Origin of the sequence: Streptomyces sp. NPDC052036 (assembly GCF_040680495.1) — a bacterium.
Taxonomy (GTDB): Bacteria; Actinomycetota; Actinomycetes; order Streptomycetales; family Streptomycetaceae; genus Streptomyces.
On sequence record NZ_JBFAWW010000029.1, the window covers coordinates 40,927 to 66,947 of the forward strand.

General features: G+C 70.8%; 21 protein-coding genes. 10 read left to right on the plus strand and 11 right to left on the minus strand.

Annotated elements, in window-relative coordinates; genetic code table 11:
* Nucleotides 1-1,365, minus strand: a complete 1,365-nt coding sequence (locus AB0L95_RS30525; RefSeq protein WP_365167024.1) for an RICIN domain-containing protein — start codon at nucleotides 1,363-1,365, stop codon at nucleotides 1-3.
* 408 nt (nucleotides 1,366-1,773) lie between these two features.
* On the opposite strand from AB0L95_RS30525, the gene AB0L95_RS30530 reads away from it, so the two are divergent.
* Entirely contained in the window at nucleotides 1,774-2,826 is a 1,053-nt protein-coding gene (locus AB0L95_RS30530; protein ID WP_365167026.1) for an acyl-CoA dehydrogenase family protein, read from the plus strand.
* 76 nt (nucleotides 2,827-2,902) lie between these two features.
* On the opposite strand, the gene ssuE is transcribed toward AB0L95_RS30530, so the two are convergent.
* The 5 genes from ssuE to AB0L95_RS30555 all read right to left on the minus strand — a co-directional run bounded on the left by ssuE (nucleotide 2,903) and on the right by AB0L95_RS30555 (nucleotide 6,611).
* The gene (gene ssuE, locus AB0L95_RS30535; protein WP_365167028.1) at nucleotides 2,903-3,457 is read right to left on the minus strand and encodes an NADPH-dependent FMN reductase; all 555 of its coding nucleotides are present in this window, start codon (nucleotides 3,455-3,457) and stop codon (nucleotides 2,903-2,905) included.
* Nucleotides 3,458-3,518: 61 nt separating this feature from the next.
* A complete protein-coding gene (locus AB0L95_RS30540; RefSeq protein ID WP_365167030.1) occupies nucleotides 3,519-3,686 on the minus strand; it encodes a hypothetical protein in 168 nt (55 codons plus the stop codon).
* A gap of 192 nt (nucleotides 3,687-3,878) precedes the next feature.
* Complete coding sequence (locus tag AB0L95_RS30545; protein WP_365167136.1) at nucleotides 3,879-3,962, minus strand: putative leader peptide; 84 nt, start codon at nucleotides 3,960-3,962, stop codon at nucleotides 3,879-3,881.
* Nucleotides 3,963-4,096: 134 nt separating this feature from the next.
* Complete coding sequence (locus tag AB0L95_RS30550; RefSeq protein WP_365167032.1) at nucleotides 4,097-6,004, minus strand: DUF305 domain-containing protein; 1,908 nt, start codon at nucleotides 6,002-6,004, stop codon at nucleotides 4,097-4,099.
* A 439-nt stretch (nucleotides 6,005-6,443) separates the two neighbouring features.
* The gene (locus AB0L95_RS30555; RefSeq protein WP_365167035.1) at nucleotides 6,444-6,611 is read right to left on the minus strand and encodes a hypothetical protein; all 168 of its coding nucleotides are present in this window, start codon (nucleotides 6,609-6,611) and stop codon (nucleotides 6,444-6,446) included.
* Between the two features lie 300 nt (nucleotides 6,612-6,911).
* Between AB0L95_RS30555 and AB0L95_RS30560 the strand changes: the two genes are divergently transcribed.
* The 4 genes from AB0L95_RS30560 to AB0L95_RS30575 all read left to right on the plus strand — a co-directional run bounded on the left by AB0L95_RS30560 (nucleotide 6,912) and on the right by AB0L95_RS30575 (nucleotide 11,661).
* Nucleotides 6,912-8,441 carry an SDR family oxidoreductase gene (locus AB0L95_RS30560; RefSeq protein ID WP_365167037.1) on the plus strand — a complete coding sequence of 510 codons (1,530 nt, stop codon included), beginning with the start codon at nucleotides 6,912-6,914 and terminating at the stop codon, nucleotides 8,439-8,441.
* 71 nt (nucleotides 8,442-8,512) lie between these two features.
* Nucleotides 8,513-9,889 (plus strand): deoxyribodipyrimidine photo-lyase, encoded by a 1,377-nt coding sequence (locus AB0L95_RS30565; protein WP_365167039.1) that lies wholly within the window; start codon nucleotides 8,513-8,515, stop codon nucleotides 9,887-9,889.
* Between the two features lie 264 nt (nucleotides 9,890-10,153).
* Nucleotides 10,154-11,107, plus strand: coding sequence for a YihY/virulence factor BrkB family protein (locus tag AB0L95_RS30570; RefSeq protein WP_365167042.1), 954 nt, complete (start codon nucleotides 10,154-10,156; stop codon nucleotides 11,105-11,107).
* Between the two features lie 113 nt (nucleotides 11,108-11,220).
* A complete protein-coding gene (locus AB0L95_RS30575) occupies nucleotides 11,221-11,661 on the plus strand; it encodes an SPW repeat protein (RefSeq protein WP_365167045.1) in 441 nt (146 codons plus the stop codon).
* 90 nt (nucleotides 11,662-11,751) lie between these two features.
* Here the strand turns inward: AB0L95_RS30575 and AB0L95_RS30580 are convergent, their stop codons facing one another.
* Nucleotides 11,752-13,200, minus strand: coding sequence for an APC family permease (locus tag AB0L95_RS30580; RefSeq protein ID WP_365167048.1), 1,449 nt, complete (start codon nucleotides 13,198-13,200; stop codon nucleotides 11,752-11,754).
* A 204-nt stretch (nucleotides 13,201-13,404) separates the two neighbouring features.
* Between AB0L95_RS30580 and AB0L95_RS30585 the strand changes: the two genes are divergently transcribed.
* Both AB0L95_RS30585 and AB0L95_RS30590 read left to right on the plus strand, forming a co-directional pair.
* A complete protein-coding gene (locus tag AB0L95_RS30585) occupies nucleotides 13,405-14,589 on the plus strand; it encodes an ROK family transcriptional regulator (RefSeq protein WP_365167050.1) in 1,185 nt (394 codons plus the stop codon).
* Nucleotides 14,590-14,694: 105 nt separating this feature from the next.
* Nucleotides 14,695-17,502, plus strand: coding sequence for a sugar-binding domain-containing protein (locus AB0L95_RS30590; RefSeq protein ID WP_365167053.1), 2,808 nt, complete (start codon nucleotides 14,695-14,697; stop codon nucleotides 17,500-17,502).
* On the opposite strand, the gene AB0L95_RS30595 is transcribed toward AB0L95_RS30590, so the two are convergent.
* Nucleotides 17,489-18,949, minus strand: a complete 1,461-nt coding sequence (locus AB0L95_RS30595; protein ID WP_365167055.1) for a hydrolase — start codon at nucleotides 18,947-18,949, stop codon at nucleotides 17,489-17,491. The genes AB0L95_RS30590 and AB0L95_RS30595 overlap by 14 nt on opposite strands.
* A gap of 335 nt (nucleotides 18,950-19,284) precedes the next feature.
* Here AB0L95_RS30595 and AB0L95_RS30600 point away from each other — a divergent pair, with 335 nt between their 5' ends.
* Nucleotides 19,285-19,548 carry a GlsB/YeaQ/YmgE family stress response membrane protein gene (locus AB0L95_RS30600; protein WP_365167057.1) on the plus strand — a complete coding sequence of 88 codons (264 nt, stop codon included), beginning with the start codon at nucleotides 19,285-19,287 and terminating at the stop codon, nucleotides 19,546-19,548.
* Nucleotides 19,549-19,671: 123 nt separating this feature from the next.
* On the opposite strand, the gene AB0L95_RS30605 is transcribed toward AB0L95_RS30600, so the two are convergent.
* The 3 genes from AB0L95_RS30605 to asnB all read right to left on the minus strand — a co-directional run bounded on the left by AB0L95_RS30605 (nucleotide 19,672) and on the right by asnB (nucleotide 23,421).
* Nucleotides 19,672-20,526 carry a GNAT family N-acetyltransferase gene (locus tag AB0L95_RS30605; RefSeq protein ID WP_365167059.1) on the minus strand — a complete coding sequence of 285 codons (855 nt, stop codon included), beginning with the start codon at nucleotides 20,524-20,526 and terminating at the stop codon, nucleotides 19,672-19,674.
* A gap of 238 nt (nucleotides 20,527-20,764) precedes the next feature.
* The gene (locus tag AB0L95_RS30610) at nucleotides 20,765-21,394 is read right to left on the minus strand and encodes a chaplin (RefSeq protein ID WP_365167062.1); all 630 of its coding nucleotides are present in this window, start codon (nucleotides 21,392-21,394) and stop codon (nucleotides 20,765-20,767) included.
* 185 nt (nucleotides 21,395-21,579) lie between these two features.
* Nucleotides 21,580-23,421, minus strand: coding sequence for an asparagine synthase (glutamine-hydrolyzing) (asnB, locus tag AB0L95_RS30615; protein ID WP_365167064.1), 1,842 nt, complete (start codon nucleotides 23,419-23,421; stop codon nucleotides 21,580-21,582).
* Between the two features lie 371 nt (nucleotides 23,422-23,792).
* On the opposite strand from asnB, the gene AB0L95_RS30620 reads away from it, so the two are divergent.
* Together AB0L95_RS30620 and AB0L95_RS30625 are read left to right on the plus strand one after the other, a co-directional pair.
* A complete protein-coding gene (locus AB0L95_RS30620; protein WP_365167067.1) occupies nucleotides 23,793-24,887 on the plus strand; it encodes a chemotaxis protein in 1,095 nt (364 codons plus the stop codon).
* 60 nt (nucleotides 24,888-24,947) lie between these two features.
* Nucleotides 24,948-25,982, plus strand: a complete 1,035-nt coding sequence (locus AB0L95_RS30625; RefSeq protein ID WP_365167139.1) for a Gfo/Idh/MocA family oxidoreductase — start codon at nucleotides 24,948-24,950, stop codon at nucleotides 25,980-25,982.
* The last annotated feature ends 39 nt before the right edge of the window (nucleotides 25,983-26,021 follow it).

Below are 26,021 nucleotides of genomic sequence, written 5' to 3' on the forward strand. Positions count from 1 at the left end.
TTACGGATAGGTGTAGGTGTTCAGGGTGTTCACGGCGGAGGCCGGGTTCCCGAGGTCGTAGCGGTCGACCGCGAGGTAGTTGGGCTTTTTGCGGGCGGCGGGCTGGCAGAACCGCTGGGCGCGGTCGGTCAGCTTGGTGTTGTCGGTCTGGGCCGTGGAGGCGATCGTCGCGTCACGGAAGTGGTTCATGACGAACAGCGGGCGAAAGGCCGGTTCGGTGCGGGTGAGGGGGATGGTGGTGTTCGCGTCATACCAACGGCTGTAGCAGGACCAGTCGGAGGATCCGATGCCCGAGCCCATGGACCAGTAGTTCTCCACCGTCCAGTCCTTCTGGTACATCACGCCGAAGCTGTCGCGGGTGAGTCCGGCGGCCTCGTCGGAGGAGCGGCTGTGGTCGGTGAAGATCAGCAACCGGTGGTTCGCCGCAATCAGATCGGCCATCTTCGGCCAGCCGTTCTGCCGCACACCGGTCTGGTCCGGCCGGTAGAGGACGTCCGACAGGCCGTTCACCCGGGCCAGTTCGCTGCGCAGCACGCCCGGGTCGGCGTAGTCCTCCAGGAAGACGGTGATGAACTGATCGGGGTGCGCCTTCAGGAAGTCCACGATGCGCTGGACGTCCACCCACAGCGCGACCGGCTTGCTGACCAGGGTGCAGCTGTCGTGACAGAGGATGGCCCCGTCGGGCGTCTGGTGGATGTCCAGCATGAACCCGCGTACACCGTCGGCGAGTTGCTGGTTGATACCGCGGGTCTGGTTGGGCACCAGGTTCACGAACGGCGGGGCGAAGCCGCCGTCGACGCCGTTGGCGTACGCGTTGTGCGCGGTGAGGAACGTGACCTGGTCCAGGGTGCGCTGGTCCGGGGACGGCATGGGGCCCGTGGGAGACGTGACCGGTGTGAGGTACCAGGAGGCGAGGCCGCCCGAGGGCCCGATGGCCAGCTGAGCAGGGTAGTTGGCGCCGGAGGGCTTGGCGGCGACCGTCAGATAGCGTTCGGTCCCGGGGGCCTTGAGCGTGTACTGGTCGCCGCCGGCCGGAGCGATCTCCCAGGCCGCGTCGGCACTCGTACAGGCGACCGTGCGCGCCTGGTCGCCGGAGCGGCCGAGGCAACTGCCCGCGGTGTCGGCGCTTTCGAGGACGTACGAGGGTCCGGCGGCCTTGAGGCTCCACTGCTGGTGGTCCTCGTTGCCCTTCGGGTTGTGCTGTTCGACGGCTCCCCCGTTGTCGGCCGCGTTGAGCCCGGTCGTGGCGCTCTGCACGTAGTAGGCACCGGCGGCGGGGACCGCGGCGGCCGCAGGGGACGGGGGTGCCACAACCGCGGCGGCCAGCGCGGTGGCCGCCGCGAGCAGGGCGTGGGGGGTTCGCATGGCAGAGCCCTTCATTCGACGAGGCAAAGTCAGGTTCATGACAGCAGCCCCGGCGGTCGGGCGCCGACAGGGAAGGTTGCCGCCGGGTGAAGCTCCGCGAACCCGGGCACGGCCGCTCCCGGCAAGGGCGCAGCGAGGCGGCCCTTGCGCGCACGCGCCGGTCTGGCCGGCCACGGCGTGGGGGCGGCCGCGGTGGGGGGTTGCGGAGGCACACTCAACCGCGTTGATGTACACCAGTCAAGGGTTTAGACCAGTCGACCGAGGCTGGGTACACCCGGCGGCTCGTTGCGGCCGGAGAGCCGCGGATGCCCCGCCCTGCCGGTCCCGCAGGTGCCCTGGCCCTGGCCGGTTCCCCCGTTCGGCGGGATCGCACCAGGTCCGCGAGACCGCTGACGGAGAATGCCTCTCATGACCACCGCAGCGCACCCGCTCGTCGTCCGTGCCCGTCAGCTGGCCGCCGATCTCCTCGGACCGCAGGCGGAGCGCGTCGACCAGGAGGGCGTACCCGCGAGCCATGTCAAGGCGCTCAAGGGCTCGGGGCTGCTCGGGGTGAACGCGCCGACGGAGTACGGCGGGGCGGCAGCGCCCGCCGCGGTGGCCCGGGAGACCGCGGAGATCCTGGCCGGCGCCTGCTGTTCGACGTGGTTCGTGCTGACGCAGCACTACACACCGGTCAAACTGCTGGCGTCGACGGAACTGCCCGTGCGGGAGCGGCTGCTCGGCCCGTTGGCCTGGGGCGAGTTGCTGTCCGGGATCGCCTATGCCCACGTCCGTGCCTTCCCCCGGGTCCCGGTGCGGGCCACGCCCGAGCGAGGCGGCTGGCGCTTCGACGGGACCGTGCCGTGGTACACGGGGTGGACGCTGAACGACGTGATGCTGCTCGCGGGCGTCTCCGAGGCGGGCGAGGTGGTCTTCGCCTTCACCGAGGCGCGAGAGCAGCCGGGGCTGCGCCCCACGGCGCCTATGCGGCTCGCGGCGCTCACCGCCGCGCACACGGTCTCGCTGGATGTGAACGGCCTGTGGCTGTCCCGGGATTCAGTCGTACTGCGCACACCTCGGGAGAAGTTCGCCCTGGTCGACCGGCCCCGGAACACCAACGCCTCCCCGGCCGTCTTCGGGGTGGCGTACGCGGCGCTCGATCTGCTGGACGCCAACCCGGAGGCGCAGGAGACGGCACGTTCGCTGCGGGGCCGTCTCGACGAGGCACGGCGGGAGGCCTACGTCCTGTGGGACCACCCTGTGCCGCACGAACGCATCGAGGAACGGCTCGCATGGAAGTTGCGGGCCCACGATCTGATGCGGACCGCGACGACCGCCGCGCTCGTGGCCGGGGGCGGCCGGTCCATGGCCCTCGGCAGCCGGGCCCAGCGACTGGCCCGGGAGGCGATGTTCCTGCTCGTGCAGGGACAGACGGCCGAGGTGCGCCACGCCCACCTCGGCCATCTCTCCGAACTTCCCTGACCCCTCCGGCCGGCCCGGCTCCCCCGCTGTCACGGACCTCTTCGGCTCGGCGGACGGACAAGGCCCGGCATGCCGCTCAGCCCGCCGCGGCCAGCAGCGGGGTGGAGCCGAGCGCCGCCGAGAACTGGTCGACCACCTGGGTCAGCGCATCACCCGCGCCCGGTGCGACGGTGAGGGAGCCGTCCTCGTGCACGGTGATGTCCTTGTCCAAGGTGAACCAGCCCTGCACTATGTGCGCCGCGCCCATGGAGTTAAGGACGGGGCGGAGGGCGTAGTCGATGGCCAGCACATGCGCGGTGCTGCCGCCGGTGGCGAGCGGCAGCACGGTCTTGCCGGTGAGGGCGTACTGCGGAAGCAGATCGAGCAGCGCCTTGAGGACGCCGGAGTACGACGCCTTGTAGACGGGGGTGCCGACGACGACGCCGTCGGCCTGAGCGAACAACTCGGTGGCCTCGACGATGGCCGGATGCCGGAAGTCCGCGCCGAGCAGGGCCTCTGCGGGAATCGTACGGACGTCGAGCGGCACCACCTGGTGTCCCTGGGCGATCAGCCGCTGGTCGAGGTGGCGCAGCAGGCGGTTGGTGCGGGAGGAGACGGAGGGACTGCCGGAGACGGACAGGACGGTGGCCATGCGGTCCTCTTTCGGGAGGGAGGGAGCGGTCGGTCGGGCGGGCGGGCGGTCAGGGGGCCGATCAGGCGTGCGCCGGGACGGGCTCGCTGTCGGCGCCGGGGTCGGTGTCGCCGCCGCGGTCGCTGCCGCCGCAGGCCGTCCGTTCCCCGACGAGGGGCAGCGCACGTCCACGATCGCGCAACCGGCAGAAGTCACCGGCTGGTTCGGCGAGGGCCTCGGTCCGGACCACGCGCAGGGCGCGGATGCACTGCGGCTGCGGCAGGCCCTGACGCGGTTCGGCGGGCTACGACGTGACGGCGGCGCGCCGACTTCGAAGGACGGAGCACGCGCACGCGTCCGTACGGGCGCCAGGAGCGTCGTGGGTCACGTGCGCGTCAACGCGCGGACATGTGCCGGGAGAACGCGGCGGACCGGAGGGCGATCAGGCCGCGGTGCAACAGCAGGCGCTGGAGACACGCGCGAGGTCGACATGGCGTCGTCGCGTGAGGTCCAGTCGCATCGTCATGCCGTCGATCGTGGCAGCCGCAGACTCGGACAGTCAAGGAGCACCTTTCACCTTGAAGTCGAAGTCACGGGGCCGGCGTGGGTCACGAAGGGTGTGCGCGCGCCGGTCGGGGCTGCGATCGGAAGGACATGACGTCAGCGCTGGGTACCGCCCGCGATGGGGGCCGGGTCCGGGGATGGACCCTCCGAGGAAGGCATGGGCTGGGATTCGTCTTGAAGGGCCACGGGGGTGCCACCGCTCGCCGGCGTGATGATGAGATAGCGCCGGGCCGGTGCCGATTTCGAGGACTCTGGCGGGGTGAGCACTTCACGCATGAGCCCGATCGCCTGACTGACCTGCGCGCCCGCGGCGTTGGCGGTGAACATGGTGAGCGCCTGCTCGCGGCCGAAGGGGGCGGTGCGGTGCTCGGTGAGCAACAGCAGGTATTTCTCACCGGGCTTCAGGCCGGTGGCCGCGACTTGGAGGAGGTCCAGGGCACCGAGTGCGTTGACCGACACCGTGGCGTGGGCATGGCCGTTCTCGCCCTTCGGCGCGGAGAGCGTGAGATGGCCTGCCTTGCCCGCGACCCCGAGCGGCTCGAGATGGGCGGTGCCCTTGCCGTGCGGCACGGCACGCGGCACGTAGAGCAACTGCTGCGGCTGCTGGCCCACAGGGATGGTCGCGATGACCCTGTTCTTGAGCGTGTCGACGGCCACGACCGCGTCCTGGTTCTCCAGCCCCACGTAGACGCGCGTGCCGTCACCGGAGCCCCAGATCCCGTGCGGGAGATCGCCGGTGGGGACGGTGGCCACCAGGGCCGGGGTGCTGCCGCGTCGGTAGACCTTGATGACGTTCTCGCCGCCCACCGTCACGTAGGCGAACTTGCCGGCGGTGTTGTCGACGAGGGTGACATGGTTGCTGATGGGCCCGCTGTCGATCGTGGAGAGGATCCGAAAAGGCGGCCGGGCGCTCATGACCTGGGTCTTGCCGCTGTCCTTGAGCGTGAACCACACCTCGGTGCCGTCCCGGCTCACCGCCAGGTTGGGCGAGAAGGGACTGGCCTGCGGCACCCGCGCCACGACCCGGTAGGTCCCAGTGTCCACGACGTCGACCTCGGGGGTGAAGCTGGAGGGCACGAAGGCGTACTTGCCGTCCGGACGGAACAGCACCATGCCCGGTCCGTTGGCCGTGGCGACGCGGCGCTTCTCCCGCATCTGCACGGGGTCGATCACGGAAACGTAGTTCTCGCCCCGGACAGTGGCCCACAACTCCTTGCCGTCGGGCGTGAAGAACGCCTCGTGCGGGGACCGGCCGACGTACACGACGCCCTTGACCTTGTTGGTCTCCGTGTCGATGAGGGTAACCGAGTTGGAGCCGATGGAGACGGTGGCCAGTGTCCGGTGGTCCGGGGAGAAGCCCCCGCCATGGACGAGCAACTGGTTCCGGTACAGCGGGCTGAGCGATCCCGGCACCGGATCGCCCAGGCGGATCACCCCCAAGAGGCGATTGGCGGCCGGATCGATCACGGACACGGTGTTGGACGTCTGGTCGGAGGTGTAGACGCGATCCTGGCTGGATATCGGGATCACCGGCCCCGTACCCGGGTCGGTCTGCGGCCCCGCTTTCCGCTTGCGCGGGTGTGTCACGGCGGGGGGCGCGTTGCGCGGGGCCGCGGGCTTCGCCGACAGCCGGTTCTCCATCACCCCGATCTCCTGCTGCTGCGTAACGATGATCTCCTGCGCCAGTCTGCGCAGGACGGGGTCCTTGCCATGCTCGAGAACCGCCTTGGCCATGGCTATGGCGCCCTGATGGTGGGGCACCATCAGGGCCGCGAAGTCGTGATCAGGATCGCCGGTCATGGAGGAGTCGGCCATGGCCTTCGTCATGGACTTCATGCTCTCGTCCATCTCCTGGGAGAACGCCGCGTGTGCGCCTTCGTGAGCCATCGGTGAGCGGGCCGAGTCGGCTGTTCGCTGCTCCGCTGCTTGGCCGACGATCAGTCCCAGCGCCACGACTCCCGCTGTCGCAGTGATGCGGAGCCGACGGTGTGCCCTGCGTGCCATGTCTCTCCCTATACGTGCCGCCCGAGACTGCGCACCCCCGGATCCTGGGGCCGGAACGCCAGTCTTTTCAGCCGATGAAAGGGTCGCCACTTTCACGCGTGCAGGAGGGTGACATGGCGTCCGCGGCCGGCGACCACACGACCGCGGCCCAGCGGAGGGCCTGGGACGACCAGGGGCAGCAGGGCGCACATCAACGGGATCCAGGGCCGCCGTCCGCGGCAGCGCCGAGTCAGCCGGCGCGCACGCCCTGACGGCAACCCGCTGGAGCGCGGCGGCATGCTCATCGGCCGACCCGTGTCCGTCCCCAGAGCGGCGTCCGTACGAGGCGTTCGTCCGCAGGACGCGGGAGCCGAGCAGAGCGCCCCCTGGCCGTACAACGCCGGGAGAGAAGCCGTACGACGCCGGGAGAGAAGACGTGCGGCTCCCAGTAGCCCTGCGGTCAGTCGTCGTCCCGCGTCGGGACCACCACGAGGAACGCGTCCGACTTCAGATCCATGACGACCTTCGCGGGCTCGCCCTCGGCACGGCGCGCCGCCGCGTACTCCTCCGCCGGCCATGCTCCGCGCGGAGCACCCGCGGGAAACCGCTCCAATACCTTCGCGCCCATAGCGGCAGACACCTCCAGCGTCGACCGGCATCGACCCGCATCGACCGTCGACTCGAACCAGCAGTTCTTTTTTCCTCCTGTTCGCCTGCCCTCGACAGGCGCCGACATGTCCGCCTCAGGGAAACCAGGTTCCTGGCGCCGCCAGACCCCGAGGAGGGCCTCCCTCCTGCCCCGATGACCTCGCGGTACTCCCCGGCGCATCCGGCGTACCCCCGAACGGGGGAGGGATCGCCGAAGGACATGGACGACGAAGGCCCGAGGGCCGAGGATTGAGGATCTAGGGTCGAGGACTGAGGAACGATGAACGGCGATGAGGCCGGACCGGGGCTGAGCTGCCTCGTGACCGGCGCCACGGGATACATCGGCGGCCGGCTCGTGCCGGAACTGCTCGCCGCAGGCCACCGGGTGCGCTGTCTGGCCCGCTCGCCGGACAAGCTGCGCGACCACCCCTGGGCGGGCGAGGTCGAGGTGGTGGCCGGAGACGTCACCCGGGCGGAGTCGGTCGCGGCGGCCATGCGCGGCGTCGACGTCGCGTACTACCTGGTGCACGCCCTCGGCACGGGCAGCGGCTTCGAGGAAACGGACCGCACGGCCGCACGGATCTTCGGGGAACAAGCCCGGGCCGCGGGCGTACGGCGCATCGTCTACCTCGGCGGTCTGACACCCGCGGGCGTCCCTGAGCGGCAGCTGTCCCCGCATCTGCGCTCGCGGTCCGAGGTGGGCCACATCCTGCTGGACTCAGGAGTCCCGACCACCGTGCTGCGGGCCGCCGTGATCATCGGCTCGGGCTCGGCCTCCTTCGAGATGCTGCGCTATCTCACCGAGCGTCTGCCCGCGATGGTCACACCGCGCTGGGTGCGCACCCGGATCCAGCCCATCGCGGTGCGGGACGTGCTGCGTCTGCTGGTCGGCAGCGCGCGTATGCCGGACGACGTCAACCGCGCCTTCGACATCGGAGGGCCGGACGTGCTGACGTACCAGGAGATGATGGTCCGGTACGCGGCGATCGCGGGTCTTCCGCCCCGGGTCATCGTGCCCGTCCCGGTCCTCACCCCCGGCCTGTCCAGTCTCTGGGTCGCACTGGTCACGCCCGTGCCCGGGTCCATCGCCCGGCCGCTCACCGAGTCGCTGCGCCACGAGGTCGTCTGCGGCGAGCACGACATCGACCGCTGTGTGCCCGTCCCGCCGGGGCATCCGATCGGGTTCGACGAGGCGGTCCGGCTGGCTCTGCAACGGGTCCGCGACGCCCAGGTCACGACCCGTTGGTCGTCCGCGTCGCCGCCCGGCGCGCCGAGCGACCCGCTGCCGACCGATCCGGACTGGGCCGGTGGCAGCCTCTACACGGATCGCCGGGAACGCACGGTCGACGCCTCCCGCGAGGCACTGTGGCGGGTCATCGAGGGCATCGGAGGTGACAACGGCTGGTACTCCTTCCCTCTCGCCTGGGCGGCACGGGGGTGGCTGGACCGGCTGGCCGGCGGTGTGGGGCTGCGCCGGGGGCGCCGCGACGCCGAGCGGCTGCGGGCCGGGGACTCGCTGGACTTCTGGCGGGTCGAGGAGATCGAGCCGGGGTATCTGCTGCGGCTTCGGGCCGAGATGCGGCTGCCGGGGCTGGCCTGGCTGGAGATGTACGTCGAGCGGGACGAGCAGGGCCGTACCCGGTACCGGCAGCGGGCCCTGTTCCATCCGCACGGGCTCCTCGGGCACGCCTACTGGTGGAGCGTCTCCCCCTTCCACGCCGTCGTCTTCGGCGGCATGGCCCGCAACATCGCGAAGGCAGCGGCCCGGACCCCCGCCGTCGACACCGAGGACGGCGCCACCACCCGCTGACACCCACGTCCACCGGGCTCTCCCGGAAGAGCAGCTCACAGCCCACCCTCTCGCGTCCCGGAGTGCGCGCCATGAACGTCTCGGTCGTCCTGTTCACCTCCGATCTGCGCCTGTACGACCATCCGCCGCTGCGGGCCGCCCTCGACGACTCCCGGCAGGTGGTGCCTCTGTTCGTGCGCGACCGGGCGGTGGCCGCCGCCGGGTTCGCCGCGCCGAACCGGCTGGCGTTCCTCGCCGACTGCCTGCGGGACCTCGACGCGGGTCTACGGGCCCGGGGCGGCCGTCTCGTCGTCCGTTCGGGAGACGTCGTCGACGAGGTGTGCCGGGTGGCAGCCGAGACGGACGCCGACGTGGTGCATATGGCGGCCGATGCCAGCGCCTACGCCCACCGGCGCGAGACGGGGCTGCGGCGGGCCCTGGAGGCGGCGGGGCGCCGGCTGCGCGTCCACGACGCCGTGACCACCGCCGTGCCGCCCGGCGAGGTCACCCCGGCCGCCTCGGACCACTTCGCCGTCTTCACGCCGTACTTCCGGCGGTGGTCCGGGCAGCGGTTGCGCGAGACCCTGGGCGCGCCCCGCACGGTCGGGGTGCCGGACGCCGTCGGGTCCGAGGAACTCCCGGTACGGGCAGAGGTTCCGGAGCTCTCCCCGGGGCTCGCCCCGGGCGGCGAGAGCGAGGGCAGAAAGCGGCTCGCGGCCTGGCTGCGCGGCGGTGTGACCGCGTACGGGGACCGCCACGACGACCTGGCGGGCGATGCCACGTCCCGTCTCTCGCCGCATCTGCACTTCGGCACGCTTTCCCCCGTCGAGCTCGTCCACCGGGCCCGGCAGGCAGGCGGCCCCGGCGCCGACGCCTTCGTACGGCAACTGGCGTGGCGGGACTTCCACCGTCAGGTGCTGGCGGCGCGGCCGGACGCGGCCACCCGCGACTACCGCACGAAGCACGACCGCTGGCGTTCGGAGCGCGCGGCACACGCGGATGTCGAGGCGTGGCGGGAGGGCCGTACCGGATACCCGGTGATCGACGCGGCGATGCGCCAGCTGCTGCACGAGGGGTGGATGCACAACCGCGCCCGGCTGCTGACCGCGAGCTTCCTGACCAAGACCCTGTACGTGGACTGGCGGGTCGGCGCCCGTCACTTCCTGCGGCTGCTGGTCGACGGCGACCTCGCCAACAACCAGCTGAACTGGCAGTGGGTGGCCGGAACCGGCACGGACACCCGGCCGAACCGGGTCCTCAATCCGATCGCCCAGGCCAAGCGCCATGACCCGGACGGGGCGTATGTGCGCCGCTGGGTGCCCGAACTGGCCGGGCTCGACGCGCCGCTGGTGCACGAGCCGTGGAAACTGCGCGGCCCGGAGCGCGCCGTCTACGACGCCTACCCGGACCCGATCGTCGACCTCGCCGAAGGCCTGGCCCGCTTCAAGCACGCGCGCGGCCACGACTGAACGGCTCCGCCCGCGGCCGGAACGGGCAGACCGGCTCGGCAGACCCGAACGAGCCACCGCCCGGCGGCATCTGACGACCAGCCGGGCCAGGCTCGGACAGCCCGTCGAACCCCGGGCCGGGCCTCCTTCGACCGGGTGACAGCATGGCCTTTCGTGTGCGGGTCAGGGAATGGGTGACAGACGGGTCCGCCACCCGGCCCCCGCATATGCGGGCCGGGCGAGGGTACGCATGGTCGCGCGCGACGCGGCTCGACGGGAAGGGCAGTGGTGGAAGGGCAGGCGTCGGTATCCCCCAGGAGACGGCCACGGCTGCGGCGGGTCGGCGCGCCGGCCGGCCCGGACACGCCGGACGTTCCCCAGCATGCGTTCACCCGGGCCGGCCGCTCGTGGCCGGTGTTGTGGACGGCCCTGCGGCGCACACCGGTGGCGATGTGGCGGGACGATGTGTCGGACTGGGCGGCGGCCCTGACGTACTACGCCATCCTCGCCCTGCTGCCCACGTTCCTCATGACGTTCTCCCTGATCGGGGCGGTCAGCCCGCATCTCACGGACGCTCTGATCATGCGGGTCACGGCCTGGGCGCCGGCGGAGGCGGGGGCGGCTCTGCACAGTACGCTGCGCCGCCTGGCCGGGGAACGGTCCGCCGCGCTGACGGTGGCCGTCGGCGGCGGGGCGAGCGCGCTGTGGTCGGCCTCCAGCTATCTGGCCGTGTTCCGACGCGCGCTGCACGACCAGCACGGTGTCGCGGACAATCGCCCCGCCTTGCGCAAGGCGCACCGGATCCTGCTGACGGCCGTGACGCTGCTGCCCCTGCTGTTCGGCAGTGCGCTGCTGCTCGTCCTGAGCGGCCCGCTGGTGCGGGCGCTGGGCCGGTGGGCGGGGCTCGGCGAGGCGAGTGAGACCGTCTGGGTCCTGCTGCGCTGGCCCGCGCTGATGGCCCTGGTGGCGCTCCTGGTACTGGTTCTCTTCCGGACCGGTCCGCCGCAGGCCCGCACCCTGCGTCATGCGGTGCCGGGCGGGGTGCTGGCGGCGGCACTGTGGCTGGCCGCCTCCGTGTCCTTCACGGCGTACGCCGACGGGCTCGGCGCCTACAGCAGGCTTTATGGGTCCCTGGCGGGCGTGGTCGTCTTCCTCGTGTGGCTGTGGATGTCCCATCTCTCGCTGCTGGCGGGGTCCCAGTTCACGGCCGAACTGACGCGTGCCGAGCGGGAGAGCTGACGCGGCCATATCTACACATAAAGAAAAAATAAGAGCACAATATTGCGTACGCAGCCCTTCACCGCATACCGCACCAGACGCGGTCGTGCCTGCGAAGTGGAAGGAGACGAGTGATGGCTGACGTCTCGCACACCAGAGGGGACATCACGACCCACCCCGACGTCCATGAGATGCGGGACCGCTACGCCCGTGTACTGGGCGGCCGCGATGTGGCGCTCATGGACGGACCGGTGTTCCTGCTCGGTCTGTACTGTGCCGCGTCCCCGTGGATACTCCACTACACGACGAGCCAGCCCCCACTGGTGACACACAACCTCATCATGGGGATAGCGATCGTTCTGCTGGCTCTCGGGTTCACCATCATGCCGGCGCGTATGTACGGTCTGAGCTGGGCCATGTGCGCACTGGGCGCCTGGATGATCATCTCGCCGTGGATCGTCGGCAGGGCCCCGGACACGGGAGTCGTCGTCAACAACATCGTCATCGGCGCTCTCGCCGTGGTGCTGGGCATGCTGTGCACGGGCGCGGCCATGAAGGCCACTCCGCGCCCGTAGCCGTACCCGCGCGTCACCGAGCACCGCGCACACCACAAGCACGTGGGCCGGTCCGCGGCAGCGCACCGGCCCACAGATCCCGCCCGAGGACTACGCGCTCGCGGGTTCCGCCTTCGGGGCCGCGAGGTACTCCTCCACGATCTCCTTCGGCCCGAACGGCCAGACCTTCTCCAGCCGGGCCCACACGAGGAACGCCACACACCCCAGCGCCAGCCAGCCCAGCGACCACTCGATGGGATGGCGGCCCGGGGAGTTCTTGTCCGCGTAGCCGTAGATGACCAGCCAGCCGACGAGGGCGAGGAGGCTCGGCACGGGGTACAGCCACATCCGGTACGGGCGGCGCAGCCCCGGCTGCCGTCTGCGCAGTACCGTCACGGCCGCGATCTGCGCCAGCGCCTGGACGAGCACCATCACCGTGGTCAGCAGCTGGATCAGGGTGGCCAGGTCCGTGTGACGGCCGATCAGGAAGCCGATCGCCGTGATCACGCCCATGGTGCCCAGACCCAGCACAGGAAAGCGGTGCCGGGGATGCAGCTTGGCGTAGGGGCGGAAGAAGACCCGGTCGCGGGCCGCGTCGTACGGCACCCGGGAACCGCCCAGCAGGCCCGTGAACACGGACGCGAACGCCGTGATCAGGATGAGGACCGTGACCGTGTCCGCCGCACCCTTGCCCCAGGTCTTCTCCAGCACCGCCGACGCCACCGACGTGGAGGCGATGTCGTTCGGGTCGGTCATACGGTGCCAGTCGACGACGCCGAGCGTGCCGATCTGCAGCAGCAGATAGATGGCCATGATGCCGACGATGGAGAAGATGATCGAGCGCGGCAGCGTACGGCCCGGGTCCTTGATCTCCGCGCCCATGTAGGCGGTGGTGTTGTACCCCAGGTAGTCGTAGATGCCGATGGTCAGGCCCCCCGCGAAGCCGAGCCAGAAGTGACCGCTCGTCAGCTCGAAGGCGTGCGCCGGATAGGTGAAGGCCTGGTGGGCACTGAAGTCCGAGGCCGCGGCGACGATCACCAGCAGTACGGAGGTGATCATGACGGCCCACATCACCGCAGTGATGCGGGCGATGTTCTCGATGCCCCGCCACAGCAGAAGGACCACGAGCGCGATCACGCCGAGCCCGACCAGATCACCGGCGGTGCGACCGAGATGCGGGGCCAGATAGCCCAGGTACTGCACGAAGCCCACCACGCCGGTGGACATGATCAGCGGGATGAACAGCATCGCGGTCCACACGAACAGGAACGGCATCAGCCGGCCCGTGCGGTACTGGAAGGCCTGGCGCAGATAGACATAGCTGCCGCCGGAGCCGGGCATCGCCGCGCCCAGCTCGGCCCAGACGAGCCCGTCGGCGAGCGCCAGCAGGGCGCCCGCGACAAAGCCGATGACCGCCTGCGGGCCGCCGAACGCGGCGACCATCAACGGGATGGTGACGAACGGCCCGATGCCGCACATCTGGCTCATATTGATCGCGGTCGCCTGGAACAGGCCGACTCGGCGGACGAAGCCGCCTCCTGGTGGCGGGCTACCGGACACGGGACCTCCTGAAAGCGGGACTCGGGGAGTGGGGTGCACGGACTGCGGACCGACCGCGCGGGGCGGCCCGCGGATCAAGGGCGGCGGGTGTCCGGCCGGCGCTGGGCTCCCCTTGACTCGCCCGGCGAGGCTGACTGGCCGATATAGTTAAGGAGTCTTACTAGAGGCGTCAAGAGCGTGTCATGAATGCGTGAGAATGGTGCGATGCCCGCCAGCGACGCCGTAGAGCGGCCGGAACAGCCCTGGAACCGCCGACGGCTGCGCAGCACCAACGAGCGGTTGCTCCTGGACCGGCTGCGCACCGCCGGAGCCGCCTCGCGCGCCCAGCTCGCCCGGGAGACGGGCCTGTCGAAGCCGACGGTCTCCAGTGCGCTGGCCGCACTGGAGGAGGCGGGACTGGTCCGCGAGGCCGGTACGCACACGCCCGAGCGCGGCCGGATGGCCGTGCTGTACGCCCCGGATCCCTCCGCCGGGTACGCGCTCGGCATCGACATCGGCCGCGGCTGGCTGCGGATCGCGGTCGCCGACCTCGCCGGCGAGGTGGTGGCCCGGTCGGACGTGCGCAACCGGGCCCGCACCTCGGGAGCGCTGGCCGACCTGGTCGTCGACACCGCACGGCAGGTGATCGCCGGCTCCGGGACGCGGATCGAGGAGGTGGCGCACGCCGTGGTCGGGACGCCGGGCGTGTACGACGAGGAGCGGCGCCGGGTGCGGTACGCGATGCATCTGCCGGGCTGGGGGCGAGCCGGGCTGTTCGACCTGATGCGGGAGGAACTGGGCATCCCCCTGGAGGTCCACAACGACGCGAACCTGGCCGCACTCGGGGAGTACGCCTATGGCGTCGGCACGGGCAGCCGGCTGTTCGCGTACATCCTGATCGGTACCGGCCTCGGCATGGGAGTCGTCAGCGAAGGGCGGCTGTTCACCGGTGCGCACGGCGGGGCCGGGGAGATCGGGTTCCTGCCGTGGCCGGGACGGCAGAAGCCGCAGACGCTGGAGGACGCGGTGTCGGGCGTGGCCGTCGTCGAGTCGGCGCGGGCGTTCGGAATGACCGGACAGCTCACCGCGAAGGCGGTGTTCGACGCGGCCCGGCAGGGCCACCCCGCCGCGACCCGGGCGGTGGAGCTGGAGGGCGAGCGCATCGCGCACACGGTGGCGGCCGCGGCGGCCGTGCTCGACCCCGACCTGGTGGTGCTCGGCGGCGGGGTGGGCCACAGCGTCGATCTGCTGCTGCGCCCCGTGCGCGACACGCTGCGCGCCCTCACCCCGCTCCGCCCGAAGATTGTGCCGAGCCGGCTGGGCGAGGACGCCGTGCTGCTGGGGGCGCTGGCGACCGCTCTGGGCACGGCACGGGACGTGGTCTTCGAGCGCCGGTCGACGGCGTCCTGACCAACTCCCCCGTCCGCAACGGCGATTGACAGCGTGCATCCGGCACCCTAGCGTGAGGCCGCGTTAGTAAAGTTTCCTAACTTTACGAAGAGGCTGGAGGACCCTGTGTTCCACCGCCCCGCCGCCCCGCCTCGTCCCGGCACCGCACGCCGTCTCGCCCCGGCCGTCGTCGCCCTGGGTCTGCTGGGCACCCTGACGACCAGTGCGTGGGCCGGGCCCCCCACCGAGCGCGCCGCCTCGCGCCCCCGGGTCACCCGGGTCTCCTCCGCGCCCGGCAGCGCGACCGCACTGTCCGGCTACGCCATCCAGTCGACGGCCAAGGTCGCGGACCCTGCGGACGCGGTCTCCTCCCCCGGCTATCCGGCGACCGGCTGGTACCCGGCCGACTCCCGCTCCACGGTTCTCGCCGCGCTGCTCGCGGACGGCGTGTACGCCGACCCGTTCTACTCGGTCAACCAGCAGAAGATCCCGAAGGCCGACTTCCAGGTCCCCTGGTGGTACCGCTCGGACTTCACGGTCGCCGATCCGTCCGAGCGCACGTCTTTGGACTTCAGCGGGGTGATCTCGGCCGCGGACGTCTACGTCAACGGGCGGCAGGTCGCCCGGGCCGCCGATGTGACGGGCGCGTACACCCACCACGAACTGGATGTGACCTCGCTGGTCCGGCAGGGCACCAACACCGTGGCCTTCCGCATCCGGCCCAACGACCCGGACAAGAACCTGACCATGGGCTGGATCGACTGGCTGCAGCCGCCACCCGACCAGAACATGGGCATCGTCCGCGATGTGCTGGTGCGCCGCGGCGGCCCGGTCGCGCTGCGCGACGTCCACGTCGTCACCCGGCTCGACATGCCCTCGCTCGCCTCCGCGGACCTGACGGTCAAGGCACTGGCCCGCAACGACTCGGACGCACCGGTCACCGCCCGGCTCTCCGGGACCGTCGGCTCGGTCTCCTTCACCAGGGACGTACCGCTCGCCGCCCAGGAGTCCAAGACGGTCACGTTCACTCCGTCCGACGTTCCCAGCCTGCATCTGATGTCACCGAAGGTGTGGTGGCCCGCCGGTATGGGCGGCCAGCCGCTGTACGCGCTGGACCTCACGGCGTCCGTCTCGGGCACCACCTCGGACACCGCCCATGAGACCTTCGGCATCCGGGACGTGAAGGCGCCGCTCAACTCCGACGGCGCACGGCGGTACAGCATCAACGGCCGCAGGCTGCTCATCAAGGGCGGCGGCTGGTCACCGGACGAGTTCCTGCGCTGGGACCGCACCTACGTCGAGGACCGCCTCAAGTACGCCCTCGATCTGGGGCTCAACACCATCCGCCTCGAAGGGCACATCGAGCCCGACGAGTTCTTCGACCTCGCGGACCGCTACGGCATCCTCACGCTGCCCGGCTGGGAGTGCTGCGACAAGTGGGAGGGCAACGTCAACGGCGACGAGCCGGGCGAGAAGTGGACCGCCGCCGACTACCCTGTCGCCAAGGCGTCGATGGCCGCCGAGGCCGCCCGGCTGCGCGACCATCCGAGCGTCGTCTCGTTCCTCATCGGCAGCGACTTCGCACCCGACGCCACCATCGAGAAGAACTATCTGGACGCCCTGAAGTCCGCCGACTGGCCCGATCCGGTGGTCGCGGCCGCCTCGGACAACTCCTCGCCGCAGCTGGGCAGTTCCGGAATGAAGATGACGGGCCCCTACGACTGGATCCCGCCGGACTACTGGTACGCCAAGCGCGAGGGCGGCGCCACCGGCTTCAACTCCGAGACCGGCGCGGGCCCCGACATCCCGACCCTCGACACCCTGCGCCGCATGATGACCCCGGCGGAGCTGGACACCCTCTGGAAGGACGCGAGCGCCAAGCAGTACCACCGCTCGCCGTCGTCGACCTTCAGCACGCTCAAGCTCTACGACGACGCGCTCGCCGGACGGTACGGCCCGCCGACCGGTCTCACGGACTACGTACGCAAGGCGCAGCTCGCGCAGTACGAGAACGTACGGGCGCAGTACGAGGCGTACGAGCGCAACGCCACCGACGCCGCCAAGCCGTCGACCGGCGTCGTCTACTGGATGTTCAACAGCGGCTGGACCTCGCTGCACTGGCAGCTGATGGACCGTTGGCTCGACCAGGGCGGGGCCTACTTCGGGGCCAAGAAGGCCAATGAGCCACTGCATGTCCAGTACGCGTATGACAACCGCTCGGTCGTGGTGGTGAACAACCGGCACGCGTCCGTGTCCGGGCTGACCGCCCGGGTCACGCTGTTCACTCCGGACGGAACGCAGAAGTACGACCGGACGGCGAGCGGAGTGAGCGTCGCGGGGGACGGCGCGCACACCACCGCGCTCACTCTGCCCTCGTCGGTGAGCGGCCTGACGACCGCCTACTTGGCCCGGCTGGTCCTGACCGACTCGACGGGCAAGGAGGTCAGCCGCAATGTCTACTGGCTGTCCACCAAGCCCGACACGCTCGACTGGTCCCGCACCGACTGGTACCACACGCCGACGACGAGCTACGCCGATCTGACGGGACTGAGCTCGATGGCGCAGGTGCCGGTGGCGGCCACGGCGTCCACGAGCACCGGTCCGAACGGCACCTCGACGACCACGGTCACCCTGCGCAACTCGGGAACGGGCAGGACGCCCGCGCTGCTCACGGACGCACACCTGGTGGACTCGGCGGGCAGGCCCGTGCTGCCGGTCCGCTGGTCGGACAACGAGGTGAGCCTGTGGCCGGGCGAATCGACGACGCTGACCGCGACGTATCGAACGGCCGATCTGCACGGCTCGACGCCCGGCGTGCGCGTCTCGGGTTGGAACACTCCGGAGCGGACGGTACCGGCCGTGGGACCCGGAGCGGAAGGCGGACAGGGGTGGGCCCGTAGGCCCACCCCTGTCCAGCGGGTCAGCTCACATTGAGCGCCGTGTCGTCGATGACGAACGACGTCTGGAGGCTGGAGCCCTCGGTACCGGTGAACTTGAGGGTCACGGTCTGCCCGGCGTAGCTCGCGAGGTTGAGGCTGCGCTGGGTGTAGCCGCTGCCGGCATTGAGGTTGGAGTACGTCGCCGGGGTGCCCAGCACGGTCCCGGAGCTGTTGAGGACCTGGACCTTCAGCGTGTCGTACGCCGTGCTGGTGGTGGTCTCCGCCGTGTCGATGTGCAGATAGAAGGTGAAGGCGGCGGAGGTGCAGCCCGAGGGGATGGTCACCGACTGGGACAGGGTGTCGGTGTGCGCGGAGCCGTAGCCGTCGAGCCAGGCGTAGTACGAGCCCGTACGGGGCGACTCGCTGCTGGAGTTGGTGATGACGCCGCTGTCGGCGCTCCAGGTGGTGGCACCGGACTCGAAGCCGTTGTTGCCGAGGAGCTGGGCGGCGGTGCAGGAGCCGGTGCCGCCGCCCCCGCCTCCGCCCCCGGTGCTGCCGCTCCCGCCCGCGAGCCATGCGGTGGCGTTGAGGGCCAGGGCCGCGTTGGTGGCGCCGGAGTCGTTCCAGCCGTCGTAGAGCGTGTTGCCGGACTGGCCGGTCCCGTCGTCGATCGGCGAGCTGTCACCCCAGAAGGCGACGCGGCCGCTGCCGAAGGTGCTGGTCAGGAAGAAGGCACCGGTGTTGCCGGAGTAACCGCTGCGGTAGACCAGGCCCTTGACGGAGGAGTTGTCGGAGGGCTTGAGCGTGGCGGTGGTGCCGTTGGCGATGAGGCTCTTGGTGACGGTGCCGAAGGAGCCGTGCAGCACCGGGTCGGTGCTGTCGCTGATGGCGGCCGGGTAGCCGGAGGAGATGTTCAGCGAGTCGATGGAGAAGCCGAACGGGTCGGTGGAGTCGACGCTGTTGTTGGTCATCAGGTCGTTCAGGATCTTGACCGCGTCGGCACCGTCGTTGTTGCGGTCGGAGCCGGTGTGGTCGGAGATCATGAACAGTCCGCCGCCGTTCTTGACGAAGTTCATGATGGCCGTCTTCTCGGCCGTCGTGAACAGCGTGTTCGGCTCCGGCAGGACGAGCGTGTCGAAGTTCGACAGGTCGGTCGAGGACGAGCCGCCGTAGCTCAGGCTGGAGCCCGAGGGCAGCGTCTTCAGGCTGTAGTCGCCCGTCTTCTGCAGGGCGACGCCCCAGGACGAGAGGGCTCCGGTCCAGTCCGTCTCGGCGGACGGGGAGGAGTCCTGGCCGAGGGGGTCGGGCTGGCTGGTGGAGATGATCCAGTCGGCGTTTCCGGCCGTCTCCGCGTGCGCGTTGTCGAACAGGACGCGGTGCGGGGTGGCGGCGTGGGCCGGTGTGGCCGCCGTGGTCGCCTGGACGGCGGCGCCCGTGGTGAGCAGGCCGAACACGGCGAGGGCCGTGGTGATTCTGTGTCGGGCCTTGGTGGATCGGAGCATCCGGCAGACCTCCGTGAGGTGAGGGGAGTTGGGGAGAGTGGGGGTGAGGCGAGCTCGGGCGGAGCGGGGTGCGGGTGCCACGGGTCTTCGCGCGTAGAACCATGACCGCGGTCTGCGCGCGTAGAAATCCTTCCTACGCCGCCCACGCGACCGACTGTTGAACCGTACATGGCAAAGCAGGGGCGGAACAGAAGAATGCTGCTCCGGCAGGGCGAGGATTGACCCGGCGTTGACCGGAGGTTGAACGTTGACCGGAGGTGGAAACAGAACGGACTGTTGCCGCGCCCAGCGGGCACATTGGAGGAGTGCGGAGACCTTCACGATAAGGGGCGAAGATGGAGATCTCGGGGATTATCAGCGCAATCGTCATCGGGCTCGTCATCGGCGTCCTGGGGCGCCTCGTCGTGCCCGGCCGCCAGCACATCGGCGTGCTGTGGACCATCGTCGTCGGCATCGTGGCGGCCTTCATCGGCTCCGGGATAGCCGCCGCGTTCGGCGTGGCGAACACCAAGGGCGTGGACTGGATCGAGTGGCTCATCCAGATCGGGCTGGCGGCACTGGGCGTCGCGGCCCTGGACCGGGCGAAGGCGCGGCGCTGACGCGTTCCGTCACGCCGGATTCCGTTGCGGGCGACAGGCCGTGGCGGCCGGGTTCCGCGGGCTTCCCCCGCACCCGGCCGCCAGGCTTGCTCGCAGCAGCCTGGCGACTGAGGCCTTGACGCGTCAGCCGAGTTCCAGGGTGGTCACCCCGTACACACGCTCGCTCGCGAACGGCCTGACCGGGCCGGTGTACATCCGGGCCGTCTCGAAGGACGGGGTGAGGCCCGCGCGTTCGGCCAGCGCGACGGCCGCGGTGTTGGGTTCGGGGACGTCGATGGCGATCTCCCGGCCGGCGGCCTCGGCGCTCAACGCGGCGAACAGGGCGTCGGCGTCCTCCGCGGTGTCGGCGAACAGCGGACCGATGCGCAAGGCGTCGCGGGCCGGGCGGAGCACGGCGTAACCGGTCAGCCGGTCGCCCTCGCCGCGGACGAGGACCCGGTGGCCGGGCGCGGTGAGCCAGTGCTCCAGGAAGCGGGGCCGGTCGGCCGGGTAGCAGGCGCTGTCGTACGCCGTCACGGCGTCGAGGTCCGTCTTCTCGGCCGGGCGCACTCCGGACGCCGCCTCACCCGTGGGGGCGGGTCCGGTGTACCGCACGGTGCGGTGGGCGAACGCGAATCCGGAGCGGCGGTAGTTGTCCTGCTGGGCGACGACACCGTCCAGGCCGATCGTACGCCCGCCCGCATGGGCGAGCCCCGCCTCCCAGGTGGCCAGCCCAAGGCCCCGGCCGCGCAGATCGGGGCGTACGAGATAGCAGCCCAGGAAGGCGTAGTCGGCGCCGTAGGTGACCACGGAGACGGCCGAGACGGGCTCCTCGCCGAGCCGTCCGATGAAGAAACCCCCGGGGTCCTGGGCGAAGAAGGCCGGGCCGTCGGACAGTCCCGGGTTCCAGCCCTCGTCCGCCGCCCAGCCGCTGATCACCGGCCAGTCGTCGAGCGTGGCCCGGGTGACGACAAGGGCTCGGGGGCCCGCAGAGGTCATCGTTGCGCTCCGTTCCGTCGGGGGGTGGCGATCGGTGCGGGGATCGGCCGCACCGGACCCGCAGCATCCTTCCCGATCCCGGGGTCCTACGCCATGTCGACTCCCCCTGTGGCCGAGAACGATCTGCCTGCCGCGGGCCGGCTTATGACGAACCGTCGACTCCTCCGGCCCTCACTCCGGACGAGGGCCCCGCGGATTGCTCGTCCGGCGGGGCCCTCCTCGGCCTGCGGAGGCCGGCTCAGCGGGCCGCCCTCACACGGAAGCGGCGGTAGAGGATCGTTCCTCCGAGCACCAGGGCCGCACCTCCCGCGAGCCCGGGCAGGGGTGCCTCCGCGCCCGTGTGGGCGAGCATCGCCGTCGACTGCGGGACGGGCCGGGCCACGACCGGTGCGGGAGTGTGCGCCCTCGGCGGCGCGACCGGCCGCGGGGCGGGGTGGGGCCGGCCGGGCGAGGAGTTGACGGACGTGTTGCCGACAGCCTTGTCGCCCAGACCGACCACATTCACCGAGTTGCCGCTGATGTTCACCGGGAGGTGAACCGGCACCTGCACCTCGTTGCCCGCGAGCAGGCCCCCCGAGCCCTTCGCCCTGCCGTACGAGGAGGCGGCACCGGAGGCGGTCCCGATCCCGTGGCGCGGGCGTGCGCGGTGCATGTCCCGGTTCACACAGGCGTTGCCCGCGGCCGGGTCGAGGAGTCCCAGGACGTTCACGGTGTTGCCGCACACGTTGACCGGCACGTGCACCGGGAACTGAATGCTGTTGCCGGAGATCAGTCCGGGCGAACCCGCATCGGTGCCGTGCGCCGCGGAGTCCGCGTGCGCCGGCAGCGCCGTGGCCAGCGCCCCTGAGGCGGCGGCCGCGGCGATCAAACCATTTCGGGTAACCCGTTTCATAGGTTCTCTGCCTTCCAGACATGGTCGCGAGCACTCGCCCGCACCCGATAAAACGCAGAGGAACCAATCCGAGTTATGGCTTATCTGCCTTTCACCCCTTCGAGTGGCCCGGTGTCGAACCCCAGGACTCACCGCACGCGCCGTCCGTGCGCCCCGAGGCGTCAGGTCAGGGACACCTCGGGCGTGTAGAGGTCGAGCCACAACGCGAGGTCCAGGGTGCGTTCGAGGCCGCGGCGCGAGTTCTGGGTGATCTGCGGTGTGACGCGCTCGGTCGCTTCCCGGACCCGTTCCCGGTCGACCAGGTCGAAGACCGGGTGGCCAGGGCGGGCGAGGAGAGCCTTGGCCTGTTCCTGGAGGGCGACCGCGTACCGGGGGTCCTGGGTGGAGGGGTAGGGGCTCTTGACCCGGTCGTAGACGGACCTCGGGAGCAGGTCCCGGGTGGCCTCCCGGAGCAGGCTCTTCTCCCGGCCGTCGAACGACTTCAGCGACCAAGGGGTGTTGTACACGTATTCCACGAGCCGGTGGTCGCAGTACGGCACCCGTACCTCCAGGCCGACCGCCATGCTCGTACGGTCCTTGCGGTCGAGCAGGATGCGTACGAAGCGGGTCAGATGGAGATGACAGATCCGCCGCATCCGGTACTCGAAGTCGCTCTCGCCGTCGAGGCGCGCCACAGCCGAGACCGCCGTGCGGTACCCGTCCGCGATGTAGGAGTCCAGATTCAGGACCTCCGTCACCTCGGGGCGCAGGATCTCTTCGTCCCTGCCCAGTCGCAGGGCGGAGGGCACGAGCCAGGGGAAGGTCTCGGCGGCGCGGGCCTCCTCGTCGAAGAACTGGAGATAGCCGCCGAAGACCTCGTCGGCGGACTCCCCCGACAGCGCGACCGTGGAGCGCTCACGGATCGCGCGGAACAGCAGCAGGAGCGAGGTGTCCATGTCGCCGAACCCCGTCGGAAGGTCCCGGGCGCGGATGACCGCCGCGCGCACGTCGAGGTCGGCGAGGGCTTCCACGTCGAGGACGATGTCCTGGTGGTCGGTCCCGCAGGCCTGCGCCACGTCGTGCACGAACGGCGCGTCGGGCGTGCGGCGCAGCTCGTCGGCGACGAAGTGCTCGGTCTGACCGACGAAGTCCACCGCGAAACTACGCACCTTCTCGCCCTGCACAGCCAACTGCCGTGCGGCCAGCGCGGTCATCGCGGAGGAGTCGAGTCCTCCCGACAGCAGGGTGCACCGGGGCACGTCGGCGACCAACTGGCGGCGCACGATGTCGTCGAGCAGCGAGCGCACCTTGGCGACGGAGGCGGCGCGGTCGTCGGTGTGGGGGCGGGTCTCGAGCTGCCAGTACACGCGCCGCCGGGGGCCGTTGCGGTCGACGGTGACGACCGTGCCGGGCTCGACCTCGTGCATGCCGTCCCAGACGGCGTGCCCGGGCGTCTTGACCATGGTGAACAGTTCGCGCAGCCCGCCGAGGCGGACCCGGGCCGGGGCCAGCGGGTTGGCGAGGATCGCCTTCGGTTCCGAGCCGAAGAGGACGCCGTCGGAGGTCGGGTAGTAGTAGAGCGGCTTGATGCCCATGCGGTCGCGGATCATCACGAGGGTGTCGTTGCGGCCGTCCCAGACGGCGAAGGCGTACATGCCGTTGAGGCGTTCGGCGAGGGCGTCGCCCCATTCGAGGTAGCCGCGCAGGACCACCTCGGTGTCGGAGTCGGTGCCGAAATGGTGGCCCCGCCCGGTCAGTTCGCGACGCAGCTCGGTGAAGTTGTAGGCCTCTCCCGAGTAGACGAGCACGACCGTGCCGCCCGGGGTGTCTGCGGACATCGGCTGGCGTCCGCCGGGCAGGTCGATGATCGCGAGCCTACGGTGTCCGAGGGCGGCGGGTCCCTCGGTCCAGGTGTCGCGGGCGTCGGGACCGCGGCAGGCCATCGTCTCCGTCATCGCATCCAAGGTCGCGCCCTCGGTCCGCAGATCGCGGTCGTAGGAGACCCAGCCGGTGATGCCGCACATGTGTGACCTCCCGCTTCCTGTCGCCCGGGACCAGCCCGTTCACCTGCGACTTCCTCAGGGTCCGGACCGCTCCCGGGCAAACCAGGTGCATGGAGCAGCTATATGTCGAGCGTCTGCCACACAGGGGACGCGGTCAACTCGTCCGCAACCCGACGGGCCCCGGCCACTCGACCGTTCCTGCCCCGTTTTGCCCTGTGCGGACCCGCCGACCGGCTTCGCCTCGGGCCGGAACGGTCAGGTCCTGGCCATGGACAAAGAGTTTCCCAATCCCTCCACGACCGGGCGCCGGCCTCGCCGTACGCCATGGCGGTGAACCCGTCGGCCCGATTGCCCCGAATGCCCTACACGCGAATCGGTCCTAAGGTGCTGATATGGAAGCGCTCAGTCCCTCGACCCTCGCGGAACTGCGCCGGCCGCGACCCTACCCCGCGGTGTCGGTCCTCGCGCCGACGCACCGCCGCGAGCCGGACAACGCCCAGGACCGCGTGCGGCTGCGCAACGCGCTGGCCGACGCGAAGAAGCAGTTGGAGTCCGATCCCGCGGTCACGCGCGAGCGCCGGATCGACGTCGAGACCCAGCTCGACCAGGCGCTCGGTGAGATCGATCTGACGTACACCGAGGACGGCGTCGTGATCTTCGCCGCGCCGGGTGAGCACCAGGTGTGGGCAGTGGGCCGTTCGGTGCCCGAGCGGGTGGTGCTGTCCGACACCTTCCTCACCCGCAACCTGGTGGCCGCGAACGCCGCGGAGCGGCCGTTCTGGGTACTGGCGGTCTCCCCGGACCGGGTCACGCTGTGGAACGGCGGAGCCGGTCATGTCACCGAGGCCCGCACGGGCGGCTTCCCGCTGATCAGGGGCCGGGAGAACTTCGACGCCGAACGCCGGATGCAGATCGGTGACACCCCGAGCACCTTCCGCGACGAGGACACCCGCCATTTCCTGCGCGAGGCGGACCTCGCGATGGGCAGGCTCCTGCGCCAGGACCCGCGGCCGCTGTACATCAGCGGCGAGCAGGCGGCACTGTCCGTGCTCGACGAGTCCGGCGGCGTCGCCAGGGAGGGGGTCCAGGTGCCGCACGGCGGTCTCGCGCACGGCACCCCCGAGGCCGTGTGGCAGGCGGTACAGCCGGTGATCGCCGCCGAGGCCCGCAGGAACGTCGAAAGGGTCCGCCGGGAGCTGGAGGCGGCGCGCGGCCGCAAGGCGTTCGCGGCCGGTGTGGACGAGGTCTGGCGGAACGCGTCGGACGGCCGGATCCGGCTGCTCGCCGTCGAGGAGAACTACCGTGTGACGGTCCGTGACGACGCCGGCGACCACCTCGTACCGGCCGAGCGCGGGGACCTCGACGCCCGCGAGGACATCGTGGACGAGATCGTCGAGCGCTGTCTGGACACCGGCGCCGAGGTCCGCTTCGTCCCCGACGGCGCCCTCGGTGACGCACAGGGCATCGCCGGGGTGCTCCGCTACTGAGGCTGGTCCCTTCCGGGGTCTACCCTGCCGGGGGTGATCCACGGAAGGGGAGAGCGGCACATGGGCGACCTGCTGGGCGTGGCGGTACTGGGTGCGGGGCACATGGGTGCCGACCACATACGTCGTCTGAGCCATGGCGTGAGCGGGGCCAGGGTGGTGTCCGTGGCGGATCCCGACACGGACCGCGCCAAGCAGGCCACGGGCGGTATCGACGGCGTATTGGTGTACTCCGAACCGCAGGCGGCGCTCGACGCGCCCGGTGTCGAGGCCGTGCTGGTCGCCTCGCCCGGAGCGGCGCACGAGGAGGCGCTGCTCGCGGCCTTCGCGCGCGGCCTGCCGGTGCTGTGCGAGAAGCCGCTGGCGCCGGACGCGGCCGGGGCGCTGCGCGTGGTGGAGGCGGAGGCCCGGCTCGGGCGACGGCTCGCGCAGGTGGGGTTCATGCGGCGGTACGACGCCGAGTACGTGCGCCTGAAGTCCCTGCTGGACAGCGGACGGCTGGGCCGGACGCTGATGCTGCACTGCACGCATCGCAATGTGTCCTCGCCGTCGCACTTCACCACGGACATGCTGATCAACAGCTCGGTGTCGCACGAGATCGACGCGGCCCGCTGGCTGCTGGGCCAGGAGCTGACCGCGGTGTCGGTGCTGCGTCCGCGGCCGTCCGGGAACGCCCCGGAGGACCTCATCGACCCCCAGTTCGTCGTGTTCGAGACCTCGGGCGGCGCCCTGGTCGACGTGGAGGTCTTCGTCAACTGCGGCTTCGGGTACCAGGTGCGCTGCGAGGCGGTCTGCGAGGACGGCAGCGCCCGGATCGGCGACGGACACTCGATGGTCGTGACCCGTGCGGGGACGGCGTACGAGGAGGTCGCGCAGGACTATCTCGTACGGTTCGCGGACGCCTACGACCGGGAGGTGCGGTCCTGGGTCGACGCCACCCGGCAGGGTCGGGTCTCCGGGCCGTCCGTGTGGGACGGGTACGCGGCCTCGGCGGTGGCCGAGGCAGGGGTCCGGGCGCTGCACGAGGGTGTGCGGCAGACCGTGGATCTCGCCCCACGGCCGGGGCTGTACGGGGAGGACGGCAACCGCCCCCACTAGTCGCACATATGCCCAACGAGCGCACGCTTGAACGAGGGA